This window comes from Roseovarius sp. (genome assembly GCF_030373445.1).
Lineage (GTDB): Bacteria > Pseudomonadota > Alphaproteobacteria > Rhodobacterales > Rhodobacteraceae > Roseovarius.
On the sequence record NZ_JAUCYU010000009.1, the window covers coordinates 22,791 to 42,309 of the forward strand.

Annotated in this window: 27 protein-coding genes; 11 read left to right on the plus strand and 16 right to left on the minus strand. The window is 67.0% G+C overall.

Annotated features, from left to right (window positions below; genetic code table 11):
* Positions 1-2 precede the first annotated feature (2 nt).
* The 3 genes from QUV18_RS16025 to QUV18_RS16035 all read left to right on the plus strand — a co-directional run bounded on the left by QUV18_RS16025 (position 3) and on the right by QUV18_RS16035 (position 1,440).
* On the plus strand, positions 3-446 hold the full coding sequence (locus QUV18_RS16025) for a F0F1 ATP synthase subunit epsilon (RefSeq protein WP_300895025.1): 444 nt from the start codon (positions 3-5) through the stop codon (positions 444-446).
* A gap of 136 nt (positions 447-582) precedes the next feature.
* Positions 583-957 (plus strand): hypothetical protein, encoded by a 375-nt coding sequence (locus tag QUV18_RS16030; RefSeq protein WP_300895026.1) that lies wholly within the window; start codon positions 583-585, stop codon positions 955-957.
* A gap of 132 nt (positions 958-1,089) precedes the next feature.
* Positions 1,090-1,440 (plus strand): H-type lectin domain-containing protein, encoded by a 351-nt coding sequence (locus tag QUV18_RS16035; protein WP_300895027.1) that lies wholly within the window; start codon positions 1,090-1,092, stop codon positions 1,438-1,440.
* A gap of 6 nt (positions 1,441-1,446) precedes the next feature.
* Here the strand turns inward: QUV18_RS16035 and QUV18_RS16040 are convergent, their stop codons facing one another.
* Positions 1,447-2,463, minus strand: coding sequence for a ribose-phosphate pyrophosphokinase (locus tag QUV18_RS16040; RefSeq protein WP_300895028.1), 1,017 nt, complete (start codon positions 2,461-2,463; stop codon positions 1,447-1,449).
* A gap of 105 nt (positions 2,464-2,568) precedes the next feature.
* Here QUV18_RS16040 and QUV18_RS16045 point away from each other — a divergent pair, with 105 nt between their 5' ends.
* Positions 2,569-3,168 carry a 2-hydroxychromene-2-carboxylate isomerase gene (locus QUV18_RS16045; RefSeq protein ID WP_300895029.1) on the plus strand — a complete coding sequence of 200 codons (600 nt, stop codon included), beginning with the start codon at positions 2,569-2,571 and terminating at the stop codon, positions 3,166-3,168.
* An 87-nt stretch (positions 3,169-3,255) separates the two neighbouring features.
* Here the strand turns inward: QUV18_RS16045 and QUV18_RS16050 are convergent, their stop codons facing one another.
* From QUV18_RS16050 to QUV18_RS16060, 3 genes are read right to left on the minus strand one after another with little or no spacing between them, the layout of a single operon-like run.
* Positions 3,256-4,302, minus strand: coding sequence for a beta-eliminating lyase-related protein (locus tag QUV18_RS16050; protein ID WP_300895030.1), 1,047 nt, complete (start codon positions 4,300-4,302; stop codon positions 3,256-3,258).
* Positions 4,299-4,775 carry a YcgN family cysteine cluster protein gene (locus tag QUV18_RS16055; protein ID WP_300895031.1) on the minus strand — a complete coding sequence of 159 codons (477 nt, stop codon included), beginning with the start codon at positions 4,773-4,775 and terminating at the stop codon, positions 4,299-4,301. The genes QUV18_RS16050 and QUV18_RS16055 overlap by 4 nt, the downstream gene beginning before the upstream one ends.
* Positions 4,772-5,710 carry a bifunctional riboflavin kinase/FAD synthetase gene (locus QUV18_RS16060; protein ID WP_300895032.1) on the minus strand — a complete coding sequence of 313 codons (939 nt, stop codon included), beginning with the start codon at positions 5,708-5,710 and terminating at the stop codon, positions 4,772-4,774. The genes QUV18_RS16055 and QUV18_RS16060 overlap by 4 nt, the downstream gene beginning before the upstream one ends.
* A gap of 107 nt (positions 5,711-5,817) precedes the next feature.
* Here QUV18_RS16060 and QUV18_RS16065 point away from each other — a divergent pair, with 107 nt between their 5' ends.
* Positions 5,818-6,687, plus strand: a complete 870-nt coding sequence (locus QUV18_RS16065; protein WP_300895033.1) for a sulfotransferase domain-containing protein — start codon at positions 5,818-5,820, stop codon at positions 6,685-6,687.
* A 6-nt stretch (positions 6,688-6,693) separates the two neighbouring features.
* Here the strand turns inward: QUV18_RS16065 and QUV18_RS16070 are convergent, their stop codons facing one another.
* The 5 genes from QUV18_RS16070 to QUV18_RS16090 form a co-directional block, all read right to left on the minus strand.
* A complete protein-coding gene (locus QUV18_RS16070; protein ID WP_300895034.1) occupies positions 6,694-6,876 on the minus strand; it encodes a hypothetical protein in 183 nt (60 codons plus the stop codon).
* A gap of 97 nt (positions 6,877-6,973) precedes the next feature.
* Positions 6,974-7,417 (minus strand): MaoC family dehydratase, encoded by a 444-nt coding sequence (locus QUV18_RS16075; protein WP_300895035.1) that lies wholly within the window; start codon positions 7,415-7,417, stop codon positions 6,974-6,976.
* 101 nt (positions 7,418-7,518) lie between these two features.
* Positions 7,519-8,391 carry a TIGR01459 family HAD-type hydrolase gene (locus QUV18_RS16080; RefSeq protein ID WP_300895036.1) on the minus strand — a complete coding sequence of 291 codons (873 nt, stop codon included), beginning with the start codon at positions 8,389-8,391 and terminating at the stop codon, positions 7,519-7,521.
* A 128-nt stretch (positions 8,392-8,519) separates the two neighbouring features.
* Entirely contained in the window at positions 8,520-8,759 is a 240-nt protein-coding gene (locus QUV18_RS16085; protein WP_300895037.1) for a DUF1150 family protein, read from the minus strand.
* Between the two features lie 5 nt (positions 8,760-8,764).
* On the minus strand, positions 8,765-9,178 hold the full coding sequence (locus QUV18_RS16090; protein ID WP_300895038.1) for an Hsp20 family protein: 414 nt from the start codon (positions 9,176-9,178) through the stop codon (positions 8,765-8,767).
* Between the two features lie 165 nt (positions 9,179-9,343).
* Here QUV18_RS16090 and QUV18_RS16095 point away from each other — a divergent pair, with 165 nt between their 5' ends.
* From QUV18_RS16095 to QUV18_RS16105, 3 genes are read left to right on the plus strand one after another with little or no spacing between them, the layout of a single operon-like run.
* A complete protein-coding gene (locus tag QUV18_RS16095; protein WP_057817721.1) occupies positions 9,344-9,568 on the plus strand; it encodes a DUF465 domain-containing protein in 225 nt (74 codons plus the stop codon).
* Positions 9,569-9,628: 60 nt separating this feature from the next.
* Positions 9,629-10,117 (plus strand): 5-(carboxyamino)imidazole ribonucleotide mutase, encoded by a 489-nt coding sequence (purE, locus tag QUV18_RS16100; protein WP_300895039.1) that lies wholly within the window; start codon positions 9,629-9,631, stop codon positions 10,115-10,117.
* A complete protein-coding gene (locus QUV18_RS16105) occupies positions 10,110-11,189 on the plus strand; it encodes a 5-(carboxyamino)imidazole ribonucleotide synthase (RefSeq protein ID WP_300895040.1) in 1,080 nt (359 codons plus the stop codon). Before purE ends, QUV18_RS16105 begins: the two co-directional genes overlap by 8 nt.
* Before the next feature lie 280 nt (positions 11,190-11,469).
* Here QUV18_RS16105 and QUV18_RS16110 read toward each other — a convergent pair whose 3' ends face one another.
* Both QUV18_RS16110 and QUV18_RS16115 read right to left on the minus strand, forming a co-directional pair.
* Positions 11,470-12,615 (minus strand): alpha-D-ribose 1-methylphosphonate 5-triphosphate diphosphatase, encoded by a 1,146-nt coding sequence (locus QUV18_RS16110; protein ID WP_300895041.1) that lies wholly within the window; start codon positions 12,613-12,615, stop codon positions 11,470-11,472.
* Positions 12,612-13,334: an alpha/beta fold hydrolase gene (locus QUV18_RS16115; protein WP_300895042.1), complete on the minus strand. Its 723-nt coding sequence runs from the start codon at positions 13,332-13,334 to the stop codon at positions 12,612-12,614. The genes QUV18_RS16110 and QUV18_RS16115 overlap by 4 nt, the downstream gene beginning before the upstream one ends.
* A gap of 66 nt (positions 13,335-13,400) precedes the next feature.
* Here QUV18_RS16115 and QUV18_RS16120 point away from each other — a divergent pair, with 66 nt between their 5' ends.
* Entirely contained in the window at positions 13,401-13,838 is a 438-nt protein-coding gene (locus QUV18_RS16120; RefSeq protein ID WP_300895043.1) for an NUDIX hydrolase, read from the plus strand.
* On the plus strand, positions 13,835-14,335 hold the full coding sequence (locus tag QUV18_RS16125; protein ID WP_300895044.1) for a GreA/GreB family elongation factor: 501 nt from the start codon (positions 13,835-13,837) through the stop codon (positions 14,333-14,335). Before QUV18_RS16120 ends, QUV18_RS16125 begins: the two co-directional genes overlap by 4 nt.
* 6 nt (positions 14,336-14,341) lie before the next feature.
* Here QUV18_RS16125 and QUV18_RS16130 read toward each other — a convergent pair whose 3' ends face one another.
* From QUV18_RS16130 to QUV18_RS16150, 5 genes are all read right to left on the minus strand, one after another.
* Positions 14,342-15,181, minus strand: coding sequence for a DMT family transporter (locus QUV18_RS16130; protein ID WP_300895045.1), 840 nt, complete (start codon positions 15,179-15,181; stop codon positions 14,342-14,344).
* On the minus strand, positions 15,181-15,672 hold the full coding sequence (locus tag QUV18_RS16135) for an N-acetyltransferase (RefSeq protein WP_300895046.1): 492 nt from the start codon (positions 15,670-15,672) through the stop codon (positions 15,181-15,183). Before QUV18_RS16135 ends, QUV18_RS16130 begins: the two co-directional genes overlap by 1 nt.
* A complete protein-coding gene (locus tag QUV18_RS16140; RefSeq protein WP_300895047.1) occupies positions 15,669-16,616 on the minus strand; it encodes a sterol desaturase family protein in 948 nt (315 codons plus the stop codon). Before QUV18_RS16140 ends, QUV18_RS16135 begins: the two co-directional genes overlap by 4 nt.
* A complete protein-coding gene (locus QUV18_RS16145; protein ID WP_300895048.1) occupies positions 16,613-17,011 on the minus strand; it encodes a hypothetical protein in 399 nt (132 codons plus the stop codon). Before QUV18_RS16145 ends, QUV18_RS16140 begins: the two co-directional genes overlap by 4 nt.
* Positions 17,012-17,080: 69 nt before the next feature.
* Positions 17,081-17,995, minus strand: a complete 915-nt coding sequence (locus QUV18_RS16150) for a DMT family transporter (protein WP_300895049.1) — start codon at positions 17,993-17,995, stop codon at positions 17,081-17,083.
* A 269-nt stretch (positions 17,996-18,264) separates the two neighbouring features.
* Between QUV18_RS16150 and QUV18_RS16155 the strand changes: the two genes are divergently transcribed.
* On the plus strand, positions 18,265-19,458 hold the full coding sequence (locus tag QUV18_RS16155; RefSeq protein WP_300895050.1) for an aspartate aminotransferase family protein: 1,194 nt from the start codon (positions 18,265-18,267) through the stop codon (positions 19,456-19,458).
* Positions 19,459-19,519: the final 61 nt, after the last annotated feature.

The window sequence follows — 19,519 nt, forward strand, 5'->3', positions numbered from 1 at the left end:
GAATGGCTGACACAGTCCAATTCGATCTGGTAAGCCCCGAGCGGCTTCTGGCTTCTGTCGAGGCCAGGGAAGTGCAGATTCCGGGTGCCGAGGGCGACATGACCGCGCTGCCCGATCACGCGCCGCTGATCACGACGCTGCGCCCCGGTGTCGTCACCGTGACGGGGGCCGAGGGCACGCAATCCTACGTGGTGACGGGCGGCTTCGCCGAGATCAACCCGGAAAGCATCTCGGTTCTGGCCGAGCGCGCCATCCCGCGCGAGGAGGTCACGCAGGAGCATTTCGACGAGATGATCCGCGAGGCCAACAGCCGGCTGGAAAAGGCGCAGGACGCCTACAAGAACGAGCCCGGCCCGGTCGACGAGGCCGCCAAGCTGCTGGCCGACATGGTGGCGATGGGCGACGAGATCGGCCTTGCGACCACCTCGCGCGCGGCGGCGCCGTAACGGACCGCACCGACCGCGTTGCAGTGACAGGAAAGGCCCCGGGTTGCGGGGCCTTTTGCTTTTGGGGCGGGCTGTTCCGTGGGGGCGGGGCGGCGGTTGTTGACAGGTCGCCAGCCGCCTGAAAGCGTGTCTCCCCGTGGAAATCGAGGCGTGCGACCTGATGTACCAAGTGCTTTTCGAGGGTGAGGTTATCGGACATTCCCGGCTGGAAGGGGGTGATGCGCCCATGGGTGCGGCGTTCGGCACGTTTATTCCCGCCAGCCCGTTCGCGGCGTTCAGAAGAACGGCGACGCCTGAGAAGGACAGCGATCCGGGGACAGTTCGTTGGCTGGGACTATCGATATCGACTGCCGATGGGCAGCCTGTTGAATGCCATGGTGGTGTCGTTCTGTTCGAATACGACCTGGGGGATGAGATCGAATATGAGGTCGATGCGATCGGGATAGACGCGGCCGAGTACGAAAGGCTTTTTCCGGATCACGTGCGAGATTACAAGAACCAGTTCCGGTAGTCCTGGTACGGCGCATTTTTCCAAAACGCCCGCCTGATCAGTTGCTTGGACGGGATTTTCCTTTTTTGTTGCGCATTTCGGTCCAAATACGCCTATAAGACCGCTTCATCGAAGGACAGAAGACCAAGACCAATGAAAGAACTCTCGGGACACACCATCGGGATCGACCAGGGCGACGACGTGATGTTCTCGGATTTCGAGGACGACGGCGAGATGTGGACGGGATCGGGCCCGCGCGAGCGCCGCAAGGCGGTGCAGTTCAGCCGGCGGTTCCAGGCCCCGCCGACGGTGTTCGCAAGCCTGTCGATGTGGGATATGGACAGTGCGGCCAACGTGCGCGCCGATATCAGCACCGACAACGTCACGCCCGAGGGGTTCGAGCTTGTCTTCCGGACATGGGGCGACACGCGCGTCGCCCGCGCCCGGATGCGCTGGATGGCGATCGGGGCGCTCCGGTCGGAGGATGACTGGGACCTCTACTGAGGCCGGTCAGTTGCCGAACTGGCCCTCGTAGATCGGTTCCAGCGTCGGGATCTCGAAAAGCGACGACACGCTGGTGCCGTTCCAGATGTTCAGGATCGCCTGTGCGAAAACCGGCGCGGTGGGCAGGATGCGGATGTTCGGCGTGTTCTTCACCGGGTCGGGCGCCGCGATCGTGTCGGTGATGACCATCGACTTGAGCTTGGAATTGGTGATCCGCTCGACCGCCGGGCCCGAGAGCACGCCGTGAGTGACATACGCGTGCACCTCGCGCGCGCCGTTCTCGAGCAGGATCTCGGCCGCCTTGCACATGGTGCCGGCGGTGTCGCACATGTCGTCGACGATGATGCAGATCTTGTCGGTCACCTCGCCGATCACCGTCATTTCCGAGACCTCGCCCGCCTTCTCGCGCCGCTTGTCGACGATCGAGAGCGGTGCGGTGATGCGCTTGGCAAGCTCCCGCGCGCGGGCCACGCCGCCCACGTCGGGAGAGACGATCATGACGTCGTCGAGATGGCCCTTGAACTGGGTCTGGATATCCAGCGCGAAGACCGGCGAGGCATAGAGGTTGTCGACGGGGATGTCGAAGAAGCCCTGGATCTGGGCGGCGTGCAGGTCCATGGTCAGGACCCGCTCGATGCCGGATTCGACGATCATGTTGGCGACGAGCTTTGCGGAAATGGGCGTGCGGGCCTTTGTGCGCCTGTCCTGCCTTGCGTAACCGAAATAGGGGATCACGGCGGTGATGCGCTTGGCCGAGGAGCGGCGCAGCGCGTCGGCCATGATCAGCAGTTCCATCAGGTTGTCGTTGGCCGGGTTCGAGGTGGACTGGATGATGAACATGTCCTCGCCGCGGACATTCTCGAACACCTCGACGAAGACCTCCTGGTCGTTGAACCGTTCGACGCGGGCATCGACCAGCCCGATCCGGGTGCCGCGGTGCATCGACATGCGGCGGGTGATGGCGTTGGCAAGCGGCAGGTTCGCATTGCCGGAAATAAGCTTCGGCTCGGACGAGATCGACATTGGCAGGGGTCCCCGGGTGGCCTTCGATGACAGAATCGTGACGTTGACACCGCTTAGCACGCGCGTCACGTATGGCAAAGGATGCGGGACCGGAGGAGAGACGAAATGGCCCATATCGATTATTATTTTTCCGCGCTGTCGCCCTTCTCCTACCTCGCCGGCACGCGGCTGGAGGAAATGGCCGGGCGGCACGGGGCGACGATCACCTACAAGCCGCTCGACATCATGGCGCTTTTCCCGCGCACCGGTGGCCTGCCGCCGGGGGAGCGCCACCCGGTCCGCAACGCCTATCGCGCGCAGGACCTGCCGCGGCAGGCGAAGAAGGCGGGGATGAAGCTGAACCTGAAGCCTGCGCATTTCCCGACCAACGCCGCGCCCTCCTCCTATGCCGTGATCGCGGCGCAGAACGCGGGCGGCGGGCATATGGGGGCGCTGGTGCACGGCATCCTGCGGGCCGTCTGGGCCGAGGACCGCGACATCGCGCAGGAGGACGTGATCCGGAGCTGCCTCGAATGGGCGGAGTTCGACCCCGCGCTGGCCGATAGCGGGCTGCTGAGCGGGGCCGAGACCTATGCCGCCAACCTCGAGGAGGCGGTGGCGGCGGGCGTCTTCGGCTCGCCCTTCTACATCACCGATGACGGGGAGAAGTTCTGGGGCCAGGACCGGCTGGACGATCTCGACATGCACCTCTCGGGCACGCTCTGAACGGCAGCCGGGGGGGGGGCGTCCCGGCTTCTTCTTGGTAAAAATACTCACATTCCGACGCCGCCACGCGCGCGGCGCCGGAGGGGATTATCCCTTCGCCACCTCGACAAACCGGTCGATCTCTTCTTCCGTGATCGACCAGTCGCAGACCAGCCGGGCCAGCAGCGGTTCGTCGGCGTCGCCCTCTTCGAGCGGGCCGTCGTAGAGGCCGTAGACCGCGCCTTCCGCGTGCAGGCGTTGGTGGGTGGCGCGGGGCAGGCGGGCGAAGATCATGTTGGCCTGCGGTTCCACGTCGAAGCTGACGCCGGGTACGGATTTCAGCCCCTCGGCCAGCCGGGCCGCGCGGGCGTTGGCCGTTTTCGCCGAGCGGCGCCAGAGGTCATCGGTCAGGTAGGCCAGCATCTGGGCCGAGAGGTAGCGGTGCTTGGAGAAGAGATGCGCGGCGCGCTTGCGGCGCAGCTCGAACTCCCAGGCCTTGTCTGGGTCGAAGAAGACCACCGCCTCTACGCCCAAGCAGCCGTTCTTGGAACCGCCGAGGCTGAACGCGTCGATGCCGGCCTCGTGGGTCATCTGGGCCGGCGTGCAGCCGAGCGCCTCGAGCGCGTTGGCGAAGCGGGCGCCGTCCATGTAGACGGGCAGGACATGGGCATGGGCCACCTCGGTCAGGGCGGCCAGCTCCTCGAGGGTGTAGACGCGGCCCTTCTCGGTGACCTGCGTGAGCGCCACGGGCCCGCGTTGCGAGACGTGCACGTCGCCGGCGGGCCAGTTCTCGATGGCGGCATCGAGCGCCTCGGGGGTCATCTTGTCGCCTTCGCCCGCCAGCGTCAGCTTGGCGCCGCCGGTGTAGAATTCGGGCGCGTGGCATTCATCGCGGTGGATATGGGCGAGCGGGGTGCAGAAGATGGTCTGCCACGGCTGGGCCAGGGTGGCCAGCGCCAGCGCGTTGGCGGCGGTGCCGGTGGCGACGAGGAAGACCTCGGCCTCGGGCGCCTCGAACAGCTCGCGGATGCGGTCGCGGACGGCATCCATCAGCCCGTCGGCGCCGTAGGAGGGGGCAAAGCCCTGGTTCGCGGCGGTGATGGCGGCCAGCACTTCGGGGTGTGCGGGGCCGCAATTGTCGGAGGCGAAATTCATGCGCCAGGCTCCTCGATCAGGTGGTCTTCCCAGTCGTCCTCGTCGACCTCGAATTCGGGCACGGTGCCGTTCAGCACCGAGACGCCCGCGTCGTGCACCGTGTCGGGCGTGCCCGAGATCAGCGGGTGCCAGTCATAGAGCGGTTTGCCCAGATGCAGAAGCTTGTAGGCACAGGTTTCCGGCATCCAGTAGAGGTTGCGGTCGAGGTTCTTCGGGCTCAGGGTGATGCATTCCGGCACGAACTGGTGGCGGATGTCGTATTGCGCGCAGCGGCAGGTCGTATCGTCGAACAGGCGGCAGGCGACGCGGGTGAGGGCGACTTCGCCGGTGTCCTCGTCTTCCAGCTTGTTGAGGCAGCACTTGCCACAGCCGTCGCAAAGCGCCTCCCATTCCGCGCGGGTCATGCGGTTGAGCGGCGTCGTCTCCCAAAAGCGCGGGCGCAGGCCGGTCCGGTCGATGGGGTCGTCGGTCATAGCGTGTCGAGGATGGCCCGGGCGCGGGTGCAGTCGTTTTCCATCTGGGCGATGAAGGCCTCGAGGCTGTCGAAGGTTTCTTCCGGCCTGAGGTACTCGACCAGCGCGACGGAGAGGTCGGCGGAGTAGAGGTCGCCCGAGAAGTCGAAGATGAAGGTTTCGAGGTTGGGCACCTCGCCATTGAACATCGGTCGCAGGCCGAGCGAGGCAGCGCCCCGGTAGTGGCCCTTGTGCGGGCCGTCGAGTACGTCGGCCAGCACGGCGTAGACGCCGAACTTGGGCGGGTGGAGGCCTTCGATCGACATGTTGGCGGTGGGGTAGCCAAGGTCGCGGCCGCGTTGCTCGCCGCCGATCACCGGCCCGTCGATGCGGTGCCAGTGGCCCAGCATCCGCGCGGCATCGCGCGGGCGGCCATCGGTCAGGGCATTGCGGATGGCTGTGGAGGAGACCTCGCCGTTGTCGCCCTCCAGCAGCTCGGCGATGGTGACGCCGAAGCCCATCTCCTTGCCAAAAGCCACGAGGTCGGCGGCGTCGCCCGCGCGGCCCTTGCCGAAGCAGAAATCGGCGCCCACCACCACGTGGGACAGGCCCAGCCCGTCGCGGATCACCTTCTCGGCGAATTCGCGGGGGGCAAGGCCGGCGAGGGCGGCGTTGAAGTTCAGCTCGTAGAGCCGTTCGACGCCCAGCTTTTCCAGCCGGTGGGCGCGTGCCTCGGGGTTCATCAGGCGGAAGGGCGGGGCATCGGGCGCGAAATACTGGCGCGGGTGCGGCTCGAACGTCAGCACGCCCAGCGGCGCGCCGAGCCGGTCGCCGGCGGCGCGGGCCTGCTCGATCACCGACTGGTGGCCGATATGGACACCGTCGAAATTGCCGATGGCGACGGAAGCGCCACGGTCGGCCGGGTCGAGGTAGGTGAAGTCGCGGATGATGCGCATGGCGTTTGCGTAGCCCCATGCGGGCGCGGGTGCAAGACGCGATCCGGGGCGGTTGGCGCTTGCCTCGGCGTCGGGGCGCTGCCAATCTGCCGGGCATGGACAGTGACATGACATTTCGCCGCGCCACGACGATCGACGAGCTTGACGCGATCACCGGGTTTTCGACCGAAGCCGGCGAACGCATCGGCCTGGCCTATCGCCCCGATCCAGGCGACATCTTCATCTCGCCCTATGCCAAGTGCGGCACGACATGGATGCAGCAGATCGTGCACGGCCTGCGCTCGGGCGGGTCGATGGCGTTCGACGAGATCACGGAAGTTGTGCCGTGGCTGGAACTGGCGCATGACATGGGCGTCGACGTGAACGCCCCGCAGGTGGCCGCGCCGCGGGCGTTCAAGAGCCACCTGACATGGGAGGAGATCCCTAAGGGCGGGCGGTACATCGTGGTCTTCCGCGACCCGGTGGATGCGATGATCTCGCTCTACCGGTTCTTCGAGGGCTGGTGGTTCGAGACGGGCTCCATCAGCGTGGACGACTTCGCCGCGTATTACCTGCGGCGCGGGGAGGATTACTGGGCGCACGCGTCTTCGTGGTGGCGGCAGCGGGGGCGCGAGGACGTGCTGCTGGTGACGTTCGAGGAGATGAAGCGCAACCTGCCCGGCGTGGTGGGCCAAGTGGCGGATTTCATGGGCGGCTATGATGCCGCGAGGCGGGCAATCGCAACCGAACAGGCCGGGTTCGCCTTCATGAAGCGGCACGTGGGCCAGTTCGACGACCACCTCGTGCGACAGGCGCGGGATGCGGCCTGTGGGCTGCCGCCGGGCGGGGCCGCGACCAAGGTCGCCTCGGGAAAGAGCGGGGCGCAAATCTCGGACGATATCCGCCGCCGGTTCGACGACCGGTGGCAGGAGGGGATGGCGCAGGAATTCGGCCTGCCCGGCTACAGCGCCCTCGACCAGGCGCTGCAGGGGCGTTGAGCCGCGTCAGCCCTGGTTGGGCCCGCGCAACTCGCTGATGGCGAGGCGGATGCGCTTCCAGTCTTCCGCCTCGTCCGTCTTGCCGGCCTCTTCGCAGTCGCGCATGCGCTGCGCCGCTTCGGCCAGCGCCTTGTTGCCGCGCGCGCTGAACAGGGCGCGGGCGTATTCTGTCGTCTGAATGGCGTCCATTGGGATGTCCTCCATCAGTTTGGGACACCACCATAGCATGTATGGTGCGTGTCAGGCAAAGCTGATGGGGGCATGGCCCGATTTCAAGGGGCCGATATCAGTCGAACTTGCCCGAAGGCGCAAGCACGGTGGCCTCGCCGATCAGCACCTTCTTGCCATTGACCATGCAGCGGCAATCGAGCTGGACGCGGCGCTTGGCGTGGTCGATGCCGATCACCTCGACCTCGGCATGGACCATGTCGCCGGGGCGGACGGGCCCGAGGAACTTGAGCGTCTGGCCCATGTAGACGGTGCCATGGCCCGGAAGCTGTTCGCCGATCACGGCCGAGATCAACCCGGCCGTCAGCATGCCATGGGCGATGCGGCCTTCGAAGATGGTATCCTGGGCGTATTCGTCGTCGAGATGCACCGGGTTCCGGTCGGTCGAGACCTGCGCGAACATCTCGATATCCTCGTCGGTGACGACCTTCCGCAGGTGGCGGGTCATACCCATCTCGATTTCCTCGATGGTAATGGTTCCGCGCGGCATGTTGTCCAACATTCGACCCTCCGAGGTCTGCGAGTGCGTAACTTTCGGACCGATTCACGCCCGATCTGGCAACTTAATTACTTCGCGGGTGCAGAAAATCAAGGGGTAATTTGTCAGCGCAGCCGCCCGATGGTGTAGGTGGGCGACACTTTTTCCATGTCGAGATAGGTCTTTAGCGCCTCCGGCTCGGGCTGGTGCGTTGTCTTGGTGGCCTCGGCTGCAAGACCGCCGGCGATGAACAGGCTGTCGAGATCCTCGCCCATGGCGCCGGCAATGTCGGTATGGGCGCCGTCGCCCACGGCGAGGATCTGGTCGTTCGAGAAGTCGCGGCCAAGTTCGGCCAGCCGGCGGTGGGCGAGGTCGTAGATCGGCGGATGGGGCTTGCCGAAATAGAGGCTTTCGCCGCCCATCTCGGTATAGAGCCGGGCCAGCGCGCCGGCGCACCATTCGCGGATATCGCCGCGGTCGACCACGATATCGGGGTTGGCGCAGAGCAGTTTCATGCCCTTCTGCTTGGCATAGAGGAAGTCGGCGCGCATCTCGTCGAGATCGGCGGATGGGTCAAACGGACCGCAGCAGACGATGCCCTCGGCCTCGGCCAAGGGCACGCTGGTCACGTCGACCGGGTCCTCTATGATCTTGAGCGGTTCGAAGAATTTCAGGTCGTGATCCTGGCCCACGAAATAGACCTTGCGGCCCACGGCGCCGCGGAACATGGCCATGCGCGCGCTGTCGCCGGAGGTGGCGATGGTGTCCCACGCATCCTCGGGGACGCCGAACTTGACCAGTTGCCGCTCGACCCCGCTGCGGGCGCGGGGGGCGTTGGTGACCAGCACCACCACGCCGCCGGCTTTCCGGTAATCCTGCATGGCCGCGACGGCCTCGGGGTAGGCGGTGACGCCGTTATGCAGGCAGCCCCACAGGTCGACGAACATCGCCTTGTAACGGCCGGAAATCTCGGAAAGGGCGGTGATGATCTGGGTCATGGGGCCTCGGCGCCTTGGGTCGGGGGAACGGGGCCAGATATGGCAGGCGCGGCAAGGCTTGGCCAGTGCGAGTTTGCCCCGGCACCGGTTTGCCCGGCGGCCACGGGGGCGGCCGCCGGCAAGATGTCTCAGTGAACCGCGACGGGTTCCATGTCGTGCTGCTTGGCCAGCACGAAGGCCAGCGCCCGGTCGCGCACCAGCGCGAGGCGTTCGCCGTCGGCATTGTGCACGGCATAGAGCGTTTCCAGCCCCATGGCCTGTTGCTGCACGTCCGCGGGCAGGTCGTCGACCTTGACCGGGCGGACATAGACGATGGCCCGTTCCGCCTCGGCGGCGGCGCCGTTTTCGAAATCGTATCTGGTATCCATACCGCTTATCCCTTCTTGATGTTGATGGTCTGCACCACCGTTTCCGGCTGGGCGCGCTTCAGGTCGATGTGCAGCAGGCCGTTTTCCATCAGGGCCTCGCCCACCTCGACCCCGTCGGCCAGCACGAAAGAGCGCTGGAACTGACGCGCCGCGATGCCGCGATGCAGGAACACCCGGTGATCCGAGTCGTCCCGCTGACGCCCGCGGATGACCAGTTGCCGGTCTTCCACGGTGATCGAGAGGTCGCCCTCGCCAAAGCCCGCCACGGCGAGCGTGATGCGGTAGGAGGTGTCCGACGTCTGCTCGATGTTGAAGGGCGGATAGCCCTCGTTGCCCGACTTGGCGCTGCGTTCCAGCATGCGCTCAAGCTGCTCGAAGCCAAGCATATAGGGGTGCGACCCCAGGGATAGCTTTGTCATCGGTGCGTCCTTTTCGATTAAGCGACCGTCCGTCTTCTGCCCGGGCCCCTTTTCGGCGACCCTGCCAATGAAATATGGTATCGGGGGCATTCGGGCGCAAGGGCTTTGCGAAATGCGCCATTGGCGGTATCTTGGGATGTCTGATCTTCAGGGGAATCGGCCCGGATGAACATGTTGAGCGACCTGTCGATGAAATCGGACGAGGTGCTGCGGGTGGAACTGGAGGAGTTTCGCCGCCAGCACCGTGACCTCGACGAGGCGATCCACGCGCTCGAGGAGCGCGGCACCAGCGACCGGCTGACCATCAAGCGGCTGAAGCAGCAGAAGCTGCGCCTGAAGGACCGCATCTCGTGGATCGAGGACAGGCTTTACCCGGACATCATTGCGTAACGGCAAGTGATCGGTATAGTGCGCGCTCCTGACACCGGGCGGATCGCGAGAGGGCGCAGCATGGCCGAAATTTCCGTGGGCATCATCATGGGCAGCCAGTCTGACTGGGCCACGATGAAGAAGGCGGCCGATATCCTGGATGAGCTGGGGGTGGCCTATGAGGTGAAGATCGTCTCGGCGCATCGCACGCCCGACCGGCTCTGGGAGTACGGCAAGACCGCCGCCGGGCGCGGGCTGAAGGTGATCATTGCCGGGGCCGGGGGCGCGGCGCATTTGCCGGGGATGATGGCCTCGAAGACGCGCGTGCCGGTGATCGGCGTGCCAGTGCAGACCAAGGCGCTGTCGGGGGTCGACAGCCTATATTCCATCGTGCAGATGCCCAAGGGCTTCCCGGTGGCGACCATGGCGATCGGCGAGGCCGGGGCGGCCAATGCCGGGCTGATGGCGGCGGCGATCCTGGCGAATGGCGATGCGGCGTTGGCAGAGCGGCTAGACGCGTGGCGCGAGGCGCTGTCGGCCTCGATCCCGGAGGAGCCGCAGGATGGTTGAGGCACTGGCACAGGGCAGCACGATCGGCATTCTCGGTGGCGGACAGCTGGGCCGGATGCTGGCCGTGGCGGCGAGCCGGCTGGGGTTCAAGACCTGCATTTTCGAGCCCGGCGGCGATTGCCCGGCGAGTCATGTTTCGAACTATCATTTCCAGAAAGCCTACGAGGATGAAGACGCGCTGCGCGCCTTTGCCGATGCGGTGGATGTCATCACCTACGAGTTCGAGAACATCCCGACCTCGGCGCTCGATATCCTCGAGCCACTGAAGCCGGTGCGGCCGGGGCGCAATGCGTTGCGGGTGAGCCAGGACCGGCTGGTGGAAAAGGCGTTCCTGGCCGACCTGGGGTTGAAGACGGCGCCGTTTGCCGCCGTTGACGAGGCCGAGGACCTGGCCGAGGGGCTGTCGGAGATCGGCTTTCCGGCGATCCTGAAGACGCGGCGTTTCGGCTATGACGGCAAGGGGCAGGCGCGGATCAACGCAGCTTCCGAGGCCGAAGCGGCGCTGGAGGATATGGCGGGGCAACCCGCGATCCTGGAAGGGTTCGTGAATTTCAGCCACGAGGTGTCGGTGATCGGGGCGCGGGGGCTGGACGGCTCTGTCGCCTGTTTCGACCCGGGCGAGAACGTGCACGAGGGCGGCATCCTGCGGACCACGACGGTTCCGGCACGGCTGTCGACGAAACAGCGGACGGACGCGGTGCTGCTGGCGGGGCAGATCCTCAACAAGCTCGATTACGTGGGCGTGATGGGGGTGGAGCTGTTCGTGACCGAGGCCGGGCTGGTGGTGAACGAGATCGCGCCGCGGGTGCATAACTCGGGCCACTGGACGCAGCAGGGCTGTACCATCGACCAGTTCGAGCAGCATATCCGCGCCGTGGCGGGCTGGCCCCTGGGCGATGGCGGGCGTTATGCCGACGTGGTGATGGAGAACCTGATCGGCGACGACATGAAGAAGGTGCCGGGCGTCGCGCGGGAGGCGGGCGCGGCGCTGCATCTCTACGGCAAGGCCGAGGTCAAGCCGGGGCGGAAGATGGGGCATGTGAACCGGATCGTGCCGGCTCGTCCGTCCTGACGGACGGTCTCGCGAGGGGCGGGCCGAGCGGCTGAGCCTCTGGCCGAGGTGGCGGTCCGGATTGTCGGATTTGAGTATTTTTACCAAGAAGAAGCGATTGGTGGGGCCCGGAACCAAAGCGCGCCGCGCATCGGATCGCTCCGACGGCGGCGCGCGAAATGCGTGTTTGGTTGCATCTCGTTGGGCGGTCATCGGCTCCCCAGCCCGAACCGCCGAGTCAGCGTAGGCCGGAAAAGGTTAACGAAAGGTTAGCACGATCCGGGGCCTCCATTGCGGAAGGTCAGCCCAGGAACCGCATCGCTGCCTCGCCCCTGAGATGGGTGATCCGGCCGCCCGAGAACGTGGCGCAGATGTCGCGGGTCGTGGCGTCGAGGATGACGAGATCGGCGCGCTGGCCGGGGGTGAGCCTGCCGCGGTCGTCGAGGCCCAGCAGGCGGGCCGGGCCGGCGGAGACGAGGGACCATGCGGCGGCGAGGTCGCAGACGCCGCCATCGGCCAGCAGGAAGGCGGCGCGGCGCAGCGAGGGGTAGTGGTAGTCCGAGGCCAGCGCGTCGCAGAGGCCCATGGCGGCGAGGTCGATGGCGCTGACATTGCCATTATGCGAGCCGCCCCGCACCACGTTGGGGGCGCCGAGGATGACGCCGTCGCCGGTGGCGCGGGCGGCTTCGGCGGCCTCCTGCGTTTCGGGGAATTCGGCGAGGTGGACGCCCATGGCGTGCCACCGGTCGCGCTGGGCTTGGGTGCGGTCGTCATGGCTGCCCATGCGGATGCCTTCGGCGGCGAGGGAGCCGGTGAGGGTTTCGAGGGCGGCGGGCACGTCGCCCATGCGGGCGTGCAGGCCTTGCATGTATTCGAGATGTTTCTCGGGGTTGCGGCCGATGCGCAGGGCCTGGCCGGTCAGGCGGGGCGGGCGTTTGCCCTTTTCCAGCGCCTCATGCGGCAGGTGGTCGTTGAAGACGACGTAGGGGATGGCGTAGCGGCGGAGCATGGCCTGCATGGCGTCGTAATCTTCGAGCATGGGCGTTTCGAAACGGAGCTGCGCGATCAGGGTGGTGTCGAGCCGGGGGCGCACCTCTTCGAGGCCCGAGAAGACGCGCTCGGCGAAGTCGGGCCCGCGCATGCCGCCCTCCCAGCTGTAGAACTGGGCGAGCACGGCGGTGGTGATGCCGTTGGCCGCAAGCTCCGCCTCGGCCGCGATCAGGCCCTGGCCGATATCCTTCATCGCGCCGCGCCTTGGGGCGAGGTGTTTCTCGAACCCGTCGCCATGGGCGTCGACGAGGCCGGGCAGGACGAGGAAGCCGGAGAGGTCGATCTCTCGCGGCTGGCGCGCGTCGGTGACCTGCCCGCCGGCGAGGTTGAGATCGCTATCTGCCAGCCCGTCGGGCAGCAGCACGCGCGCCCCGGTGAGGCGGAGGGAGAGGCTCATTCGCTGCCGCCCCAGAAGAGGTCGCCCAGGTTCATGGCGTGATCGAAGGCGCCGGTTTCCAGGAACCGGGTGACCTGTGCGATCACCATCGGGTTGTTCATCATGAAGGTGTGGGTGACGGGCAGCTCGATATGGTCGGCCATCCCCTCCACCCGTGTCGAGGCGACCGAGACCTTGCCGTCATCCGGCCCCTCGATCAGGGTCGAGAAATAGGGGTTGAGCGAGCGGGTGCCGGCGATCACGCCGAGCTCGAAATCGACCGGCGGCAGGGTGGCGGGCAGCCCCTCGGCGCCGGTGACGAGTTCCTGGGCGGCCGGGCCGTTGATCCATTGGAAGAGCTCGACCTCCCCCAGCTCGTCGACCAGTTCCGAGCCCTGGTTGGGGGGGGCCAGCATCACCACGCGGCCGAGCCGTTCGGGCCGGTGATCCTGAAGCCAGTAGCGCAGGAGGATGCCGCCCATGGAATGGGTGACGAAATGAACCTCCGTGTCGCCGCAGACGCGCACGGCGAAGGGGAGGGTTTCTTCCGCGAGCTGTTCGATGGTCTGTTCGGTCGAGGGATAATCGGAGCGGAAGGTGGTGTAGCCCTGTGCCCGCAGCGCCTCCTCCATCACGATGAACGAGGCCTCGGTGCGGGCGAGCCCGTGCAGCATCACCACGCAATCGGCCAGCGCCGGAGCGGGGAGGAGCAGGGCAAAGGCGGTGGCAAGCGCTTTCATGGGGATTGAGATATAGCGAACGGCGGCGTTACAACAGCCCCCGATGCGGAATGGAGGGGCGCGGGCATGGTACGTCTGGCGGTGCGGGCGGTGATCGTCGAGGACGGGCGGCTGTTGCTGGTCAACGCCTATCCCGGCGAGGAAAGCGCGCTGTGGTGCGCGCCGGGCGGCGGGGTGGAGACGCACAGCTCGCTGGAAGACAACCTTGCGCGCGAGGTGTACGAGGAAACCGGGCTGACCATCTCGTTGGGCGAACCTTGCCTCGTGAACGAGTTTCATAGCGAGGCGCGGGGGTTCCACCAGGTCGAGATGTTCTTTCGCTGCCGGGTCGAGGCGGGCGAATTGACCGATGAGTGGGAAGACCCCGAGGCGGTCGTCAACCGGCGGCGGTTCTTCACGCGGGCGGAGCTGGCGGGCATCGCGCTCAAGCCCGACAGCCTGCCGCAGGTCGCCTTCGGGGGCGGGTTTCGGTATGATCCGCTGGAGGAGTTGGTGAAACCATGAACAAGGCCTTCACGAAAGAGGATGATGGCGGCGGGCCAGAGCGGCTGCCCGACCTGCCGATCAGCCCGCACCCGAACCACGTCACCCCGAGGGGGCTGGCCCTGCTGAAGGCGCGGGCCGAAGCGCTGGAGGCCGAGGTGGGACGGCTGCGCGCCGGGCAGGAGGAGGCGGGCGACCTGACCCCGTTGGCGGTGGCCGAGCGGGACTTGCGTTATGTCGAGGCGCGGATATCCAGCGCCATTCTGGTGACCCCGCCCGAGGCGCCGGAGCGGGTGCAGTTCGGCACCACGGTGACGGTGGTCGACGAGGAGGACCGGGAGGCCAGTTACACCATCGTCGGCGAGGACGAGGCGGAGCCGGAGAAGGGGTTGATCACCCATGTTTCGCCGTTGGCCCGCGCGTTGATGGAGGCCGAGCCGGGGGACGTGGTGGATTGGGTGAAGCCAAGCGGCACGGTGGCGCTGGAGGTTCTGGCGGTGCGTCCGGCGGAGGGCTGAGCCGCCTCAGCGGCTGCGCAGGACGGAGACCGCCACGCCGCCGAGGACCAGGACAGAGGCCAGCACGGTCTTCGTTTCCAGCGTTTCCCCGAGGAAGATCATCCCGCCCGCGATGGCGATCACCGGCACGGTGAGCTGTGCCACTGCCGCTACCGAGGCGTCGAGCCGGGGCAGGATGCCGTACCACAGCGCATATCCCATGCCGGAGGTGACCGCGCCCGACAGGACGGCAAGCGCCACGCCCGGCATGGTCACGTCGATCGCGCCGACGGGCAGGGCGAGGCCGATCACCACGCCCACCGGGGTGGCGAGGATGAAGTTCGCTGCCGTCGCCTGAAGCGCATCGTCGGCCCGGCGCCCGGCCAGCGAGTAGATGCCCCAGCCGACACCCGCCGCGGCCATGAAAAGCCCGTGGCGGACGCTCACCTGCACCGGGCCCGCGGGCCAGAGGAGCCAGGCGAGCCCCGCCAGCGCCAGCGCTGCGCCGATCCAGCGGCGGGCCGGCATCGCCTCGTGCGCCAGAAGGCCGCCCGCGAACATGGTCACCTGCACCGTGCCGAAGAGGATCAGCGCGCCGAGCCCGGCGTCGAGCACGCCGTAGGCCAGAGAGAACCCGTACATGTAGACCAGCAGCGCCAGCATCCCCGCCGCCCGCGCCGGCCCGCCCAGCCGCAACCCGCCGCGCAGGATGACGCAGAGCCCGGCCAGCATCACCGCCCCGGCAAACAGGCGTATCGTGCCGAAATCGGTGGGGCCGATATGCCCGCCCGCCAGCGCCATCCGGTTGAGGATCGAGTTGGCCGCGAAGGCCACCATCGTCAGCGCGGTGAGCAGGAGGAGCCGCATCAGAGGCCGTTGAACGGCTTGGGATAGCGCAGGGCCTGCGCCGGGGAAGCCTCGCCCGGCCCGGCCAGCAGCGTGTGCTCGAGCGGGTAGGGCGAGGTGAGGTATGCGGCGCGGTCCTTGCGGAAGCCGGCCTTTTCGTAGAATTCCTCCTGCCCCAGGACGACCACGTACTGCCCTGTCAGTCGCGCCCATTCGGCCAGTTGCCCGATCATCCGGCGGCCATGGCCGTGGCCTTGCAGATCGGGCGCGATGGCGACGGGGGCAAGGCACAGCCAGCCTTTCGGCGCACGGAACGGGGACAGGGCGTAGTAGCCGATGACCCGCTCGCCCATCGGCAGCACCATCTCGCCCGCCATGTCGCCGGATTTGCGCAGCGCGTCCACCAACCGGCTTTCGTCACGGCCGCCGAAGGCCGCGTCCAGCAGGTCGCGCACGGCGTCCTCCTCTCCCGGCTGCATCGGCCGGGTGAAGCCGGGGAAGGCGGGCGTCACGGCCGGCCTGCCATGTCGGTGAAGCCGGGCGTGCCGAGATCCTCGGGGTGGGCCTCGAGGTGCTTGCGCTTGATCCCGTCGGACATGGTTCGAGAGCCGTCATGGCTCCAGCCCGGGGGCATCACGCAATACATCAGCCGGTCGCGCATGGTCAGGCCCGGCTGCGTGGCGTCGCGCCAGATCGCCACCCATTCGTGGAAGGCCACGCGCAGCGGGTTGAAGGTGCCGATATTGTGGACGAGGCCGTAATCGACCTTTTCCTTCTCGTATTCGGGCACGAAGGTGCCGAACAGCTTGTCCCAGACGATGAAGACCCCGGCATAGTTGGCATCGAGGTAACGCGGGTTGCGGCCGTGATGCACGCGGTGGTGGCTGGGCGTGTTCATCACCGCCTCGAACCAGCGGGGCATCCGCCCGATCGCCTCGGTATGGATCCAGAACTGGTAGATCAGGTTCAGCCCGCCGCAGAACAGCACCATCGCCGGGTGGAACCCCAGAAGGATCAGTGGCGCGCGCACGAGCATCATGAAGGTGAAGGTGCCCGTCCATGTCTGGCGCAGGGCGGTGGTGAGGTTGTAATGCTGGCTGGAATGGTGGTTCACGTGGCTGGCCCAGACCCAGCGGATGCGGTGGCCGAAGCGGTGGACCCAGTAATAGCGCAGGTCGTCGAGCACGAAGCACAGCAGCACCACCCAGATGCTGGTGCCGAGGTCGAGCGGCGTGATTTCCCACAGGACCATGAAGAAGCCGTAGGCGACGAAGCCCAGCACGATGCCCGAGGCGACGTTACCCGCCCCCATCAGCAGCGAGGTCAGCGCGTCGCGCGTCTCGTACCGGCCACCGCGGCGCTTGATCATGATCCAGACCAGCTCGGCCAGGATGGCGGCGATGAAGAAGGGTACGGCGAAGTTCACCACGTCCGGATAGGTCAGGTCTTCGGTCATGCGTTTTCCTTCCTCTCCATCAGGGTCGGCCAGAGTTCGGCCTCGTCATCCTCCAGCCGGAGCCGGATACGGGGGGCGGCGAAATCCGGCAGGTCGATGCGCAGCCCGTCCCCGGTGCGACGGATGTCGGCGCCGTTCAGGAAACGGGCGGTCGTGTCCATCCCCATCGGCCAGACCACCCCCGCGCCGTGCGCCGTCTCGATCAGCGCGGCGTGGCGGTCATGGCTCAGGATCACCCGCGTCGGCGGGGTGCCGGGATATTCCCGCAGCCACGCGCGCCGGGCGGCGTCCTCATCCTCGAACCGGGCCAGTTCCGACCGCCCAAGCATATGCAGCAGGATCACGACCCCGGCAATGCCGATGACGACCATTGGCAGAAGTATCTGAAGCGGCATGTGTCCTCCCGGCCCCCTCGCACCCAAGTAAGCCAAATGCCGGGCGCGCTTGTCAAAGGGGGCGTGGCGTCACATCGGTTGCGAGGGGGGCACCGGCGGCGGCGATTTCTTCAGGCGCGCCTCGCGCCATGCCAGGAGCCCCGCGCCGCACAGGATGATCGCCGCGCCGGTCAGCGACACTGCGTCGGGGATGACGCCGAAGACAAGCGCGTCGTAGATCGATGCAAAGACCAGCGCGGCATAGAAGAAGGGCGCTACGAAGCTGGCATCGGCCCGCGCCATGGCGTTGACGAAACAGGCCTGCGCCGCGGCCATCAGCACCCCGATCGCGGCCAGCGCCAGCCACTGCCGTGGCTCGGGCCATTGCCAGACGAAGGCGGCCGCGGCGGCCGAGATCAGCAGGCCGATGACATTGTTGATCAGCAGGATCTGCACCGGCCCCTCGTGCCGGGAGAGCCGCTTGATCAGGATTATCTCGGAGCCCAGCAACATCGCCGCCCCCAGTGCGAGCAATGCCCCCAGTTCCACCACCCCGCCGCCCGGCCGGGTCAGGATGGCGGCGCCCAGAAGCGCGATCGCTGCCGCGCTCCAGCGGATGCGGCCCACGGTTTCGCCCAGCAGCGGAATGGCCAGCATCATCGCGAAGACCGGGTTGAGGAAGCTGATCGCGGTAGCGTCGCTCAGCGGGATGAAGGCGGCCGCCGCGAACATCAGCGTCACCCCGCCCCAGCCGAGGCCCGAGCGCACGGTATGCAGCTTCAGGTCGGGCCGGGTGAAGCGCGGGCGCATCACCGCCGTGACCGCGCCGATGGCGAGGAAGGCGAACAGGAACCGCCCGTTGGAGACCTGCAGCGCGTGCATCTCGAGCCCCAGCGCGCCGGTGCCGAGCGCCTTGGCAAGAAGCGTGGTGGCCGCGGCGAACGCGGCCGCGCAGAGGGTCAGCAGGGCGGCAAGCGCCGGGTTCTGGTCGCGCGGGGTGAACATGGGCGGGGCTTCGCGCGAAATGCCGGAAGGGTCCAGAGGCGAAATTGTGCGCGGTACAAGTTTTCGCTTTCCCTTGCGGCAGTCGGGCGGTATGACCGCGGCCATGATCGCACGCCCCGCATACGCTGCCACCCGACGCCGACGCACCCGCGCCTGACGTCCGCCCGCGTTCGATCCCCGGCGCCCGACAATCGCGCCATTCCCACATCGCATTTGACTCATGGGCCCGCCTGAGCAATCAAAGGGCCTCCATATCAGAGGATATCGCCATGATCCCGTCCGTTCTGCCGACCTACAACCGCGCGCCGCTCTCCTTCGCGAAGGGCGAGGGCAGCTGGCTGATCGAGGATAACGGGCGCCGATTCCTCGACCTCGGTTCCGGCATCGCGGTGAACGCGCTGGGCCATGCGCACCCCGATCTTGTGGCCGCGTTGACCGAGCAGGCGGGCAAGCTGTGGCATACCTCGAACCTCTACCAGATCCCGCAGCAGCAGGCGCTGGCCGACAAGCTGGTGGCCGCTACCTTCGCCGATACCGTCTTCTTCACCAATTCCGGCACCGAAAGCTGTGAGCTGGCGGTCAAGATGGCGCGCAAGTATTTCTACGAGAAGGGCCAACCCGAGAAGGTCGAGATCATCGGCTTCGAGGGCTCGTTCCACGGCCGCTCCTCTGCCGGTATCGCCGCCGCCGGGTCCGAGAAGATGACCAAGGGCTTCGGCCCCCTGCTGCCGGGGTTCCGTCACGTGGCGTGGGACGACCCGGAGGCACTTAAGGCCGCGATCACCGACGAGACCGCCGCAATCCTGATCGAGCCGGTGCAGGGCGAGGGCGGCATCCGCCCGCTCTCCGACCAGGCGCTGCGTGACCTGCGGGCGCTGTGCGACGAGCACGGGTTGTTGCTGATCCTCGACGAGGTGCAGTGCGGCATGGGCCGGACGGGCAAGCTTTTCGCCCATGAATGGGCCGGCATCAGGCCGGATATCATGATGGTCGCCAAGGGCATCGGCGGGGGCTTCCCGCTGGGCGCCGTGCTGGCCACCGAGGAGGCCGCCTCGGGCATGACCGCGGGTACCCATGGCTCGACCTATGGCGGCAACCCGCTGGGCTGTGCCGTGGGCAACGCGGTGATGGATCACGTGGCCGACCCGGCCTTCCTCGACGAGGTGAACCGCAAGGCGGGGCTTCTGCGCCAGAAGCTCGAAGGGCTTGTCGGAAGTCACCCGGAGGTGTTCGAGGAGGTGCGCGGATCGGGCCTGATGCTGGGGCTGAAGTGCAAGGCGCTGAATGCCGACGTGGTCAAGGCCGGCTATGACGCGGAGGTCATCACCGTGCCGGCCGCCGACAACGTCATCCGCCTTTTGCCGCCGCTCAACATATCCGAGGACGAGATCGCCGAGGCCGTCAACCGGCTGGATGCCGCTGCCACCGGGATCGAGCTCACCGTGGCCAAGCAGACCGCCTGACTTTCACTTTTCCAGAAATACTCCGGGGGTCCGGGGGCTGGCCCCCGGTTCTGCCATTAGA

Excerpts from the sequence above, each read along its gene's own strand:
- QUV18_RS16050 (WP_300895030.1), bottom strand. The coding sequence starts at position 4,302 with ATGAATTTCGCCTCCGACAATTGCGGCCCCGCACACCCCGAAGTGCTG.
- QUV18_RS16040 (WP_300895028.1), bottom strand. The coding sequence starts at position 2,463 with ATGTCGATCTCGTCCGAGCCGAAGCTTATTTCCGGCAATGCGAACCTG.
- QUV18_RS16060 (WP_300895032.1), bottom strand. The coding sequence starts at position 5,710 with ATGCGCATCATCCGCGACTTCACCTACCTCGACCCGGCCGACCGTGGC.
- purE (WP_300895039.1), top strand. The coding sequence starts at position 9,629 with ATGGCCGAAATTTCCGTGGGCATCATCATGGGCAGCCAGTCTGACTGG.
- QUV18_RS16115 (WP_300895042.1), bottom strand. The coding sequence starts at position 13,334 with ATGAAAGCGCTTGCCACCGCCTTTGCCCTGCTCCTCCCCGCTCCGGCG.
- QUV18_RS16045 (WP_300895029.1), top strand. The coding sequence starts at position 2,569 with ATGGCCCATATCGATTATTATTTTTCCGCGCTGTCGCCCTTCTCCTAC.
- QUV18_RS16080 (WP_300895036.1), bottom strand. The coding sequence starts at position 8,391 with ATGACCCAGATCATCACCGCCCTTTCCGAGATTTCCGGCCGTTACAAG.
- QUV18_RS16120 (WP_300895043.1), top strand. The coding sequence starts at position 13,401 with ATGGTACGTCTGGCGGTGCGGGCGGTGATCGTCGAGGACGGGCGGCTG.
- QUV18_RS16075 (WP_300895035.1), bottom strand. The coding sequence starts at position 7,417 with ATGTTGGACAACATGCCGCGCGGAACCATTACCATCGAGGAAATCGAG.
- QUV18_RS16155 (WP_300895050.1), top strand. The coding sequence starts at position 18,265 with ATGATCCCGTCCGTTCTGCCGACCTACAACCGCGCGCCGCTCTCCTTC.
- QUV18_RS16140 (WP_300895047.1), bottom strand. The coding sequence starts at position 16,616 with ATGACCGAAGACCTGACCTATCCGGACGTGGTGAACTTCGCCGTACCC.
- QUV18_RS16125 (WP_300895044.1), top strand. The coding sequence starts at position 13,835 with ATGAACAAGGCCTTCACGAAAGAGGATGATGGCGGCGGGCCAGAGCGG.
- QUV18_RS16095 (WP_057817721.1), top strand. The coding sequence starts at position 9,344 with ATGAACATGTTGAGCGACCTGTCGATGAAATCGGACGAGGTGCTGCGG.
- QUV18_RS16130 (WP_300895045.1), bottom strand. The coding sequence starts at position 15,181 with ATGCGGCTCCTCCTGCTCACCGCGCTGACGATGGTGGCCTTCGCGGCC.
- QUV18_RS16105 (WP_300895040.1), top strand. The coding sequence starts at position 10,110 with ATGGTTGAGGCACTGGCACAGGGCAGCACGATCGGCATTCTCGGTGGC.
- QUV18_RS16110 (WP_300895041.1), bottom strand. The coding sequence starts at position 12,615 with ATGAGCCTCTCCCTCCGCCTCACCGGGGCGCGCGTGCTGCTGCCCGAC.
- QUV18_RS16025 (WP_300895025.1), top strand. The coding sequence starts at position 3 with ATGGCTGACACAGTCCAATTCGATCTGGTAAGCCCCGAGCGGCTTCTG.
- QUV18_RS16065 (WP_300895033.1), top strand. The coding sequence starts at position 5,818 with ATGACATTTCGCCGCGCCACGACGATCGACGAGCTTGACGCGATCACC.
- QUV18_RS16035 (WP_300895027.1), top strand. The coding sequence starts at position 1,090 with ATGAAAGAACTCTCGGGACACACCATCGGGATCGACCAGGGCGACGAC.
- QUV18_RS16090 (WP_300895038.1), bottom strand. The coding sequence starts at position 9,178 with ATGACAAAGCTATCCCTGGGGTCGCACCCCTATATGCTTGGCTTCGAG.
- QUV18_RS16055 (WP_300895031.1), bottom strand. The coding sequence starts at position 4,775 with ATGACCGACGACCCCATCGACCGGACCGGCCTGCGCCCGCGCTTTTGG.
- QUV18_RS16145 (WP_300895048.1), bottom strand. The coding sequence starts at position 17,011 with ATGCCGCTTCAGATACTTCTGCCAATGGTCGTCATCGGCATTGCCGGG.
- QUV18_RS16070 (WP_300895034.1), bottom strand. The coding sequence starts at position 6,876 with ATGGACGCCATTCAGACGACAGAATACGCCCGCGCCCTGTTCAGCGCG.
- QUV18_RS16150 (WP_300895049.1), bottom strand. The coding sequence starts at position 17,995 with ATGTTCACCCCGCGCGACCAGAACCCGGCGCTTGCCGCCCTGCTGACC.
- QUV18_RS16085 (WP_300895037.1), bottom strand. The coding sequence starts at position 8,759 with ATGGATACCAGATACGATTTCGAAAACGGCGCCGCCGCCGAGGCGGAA.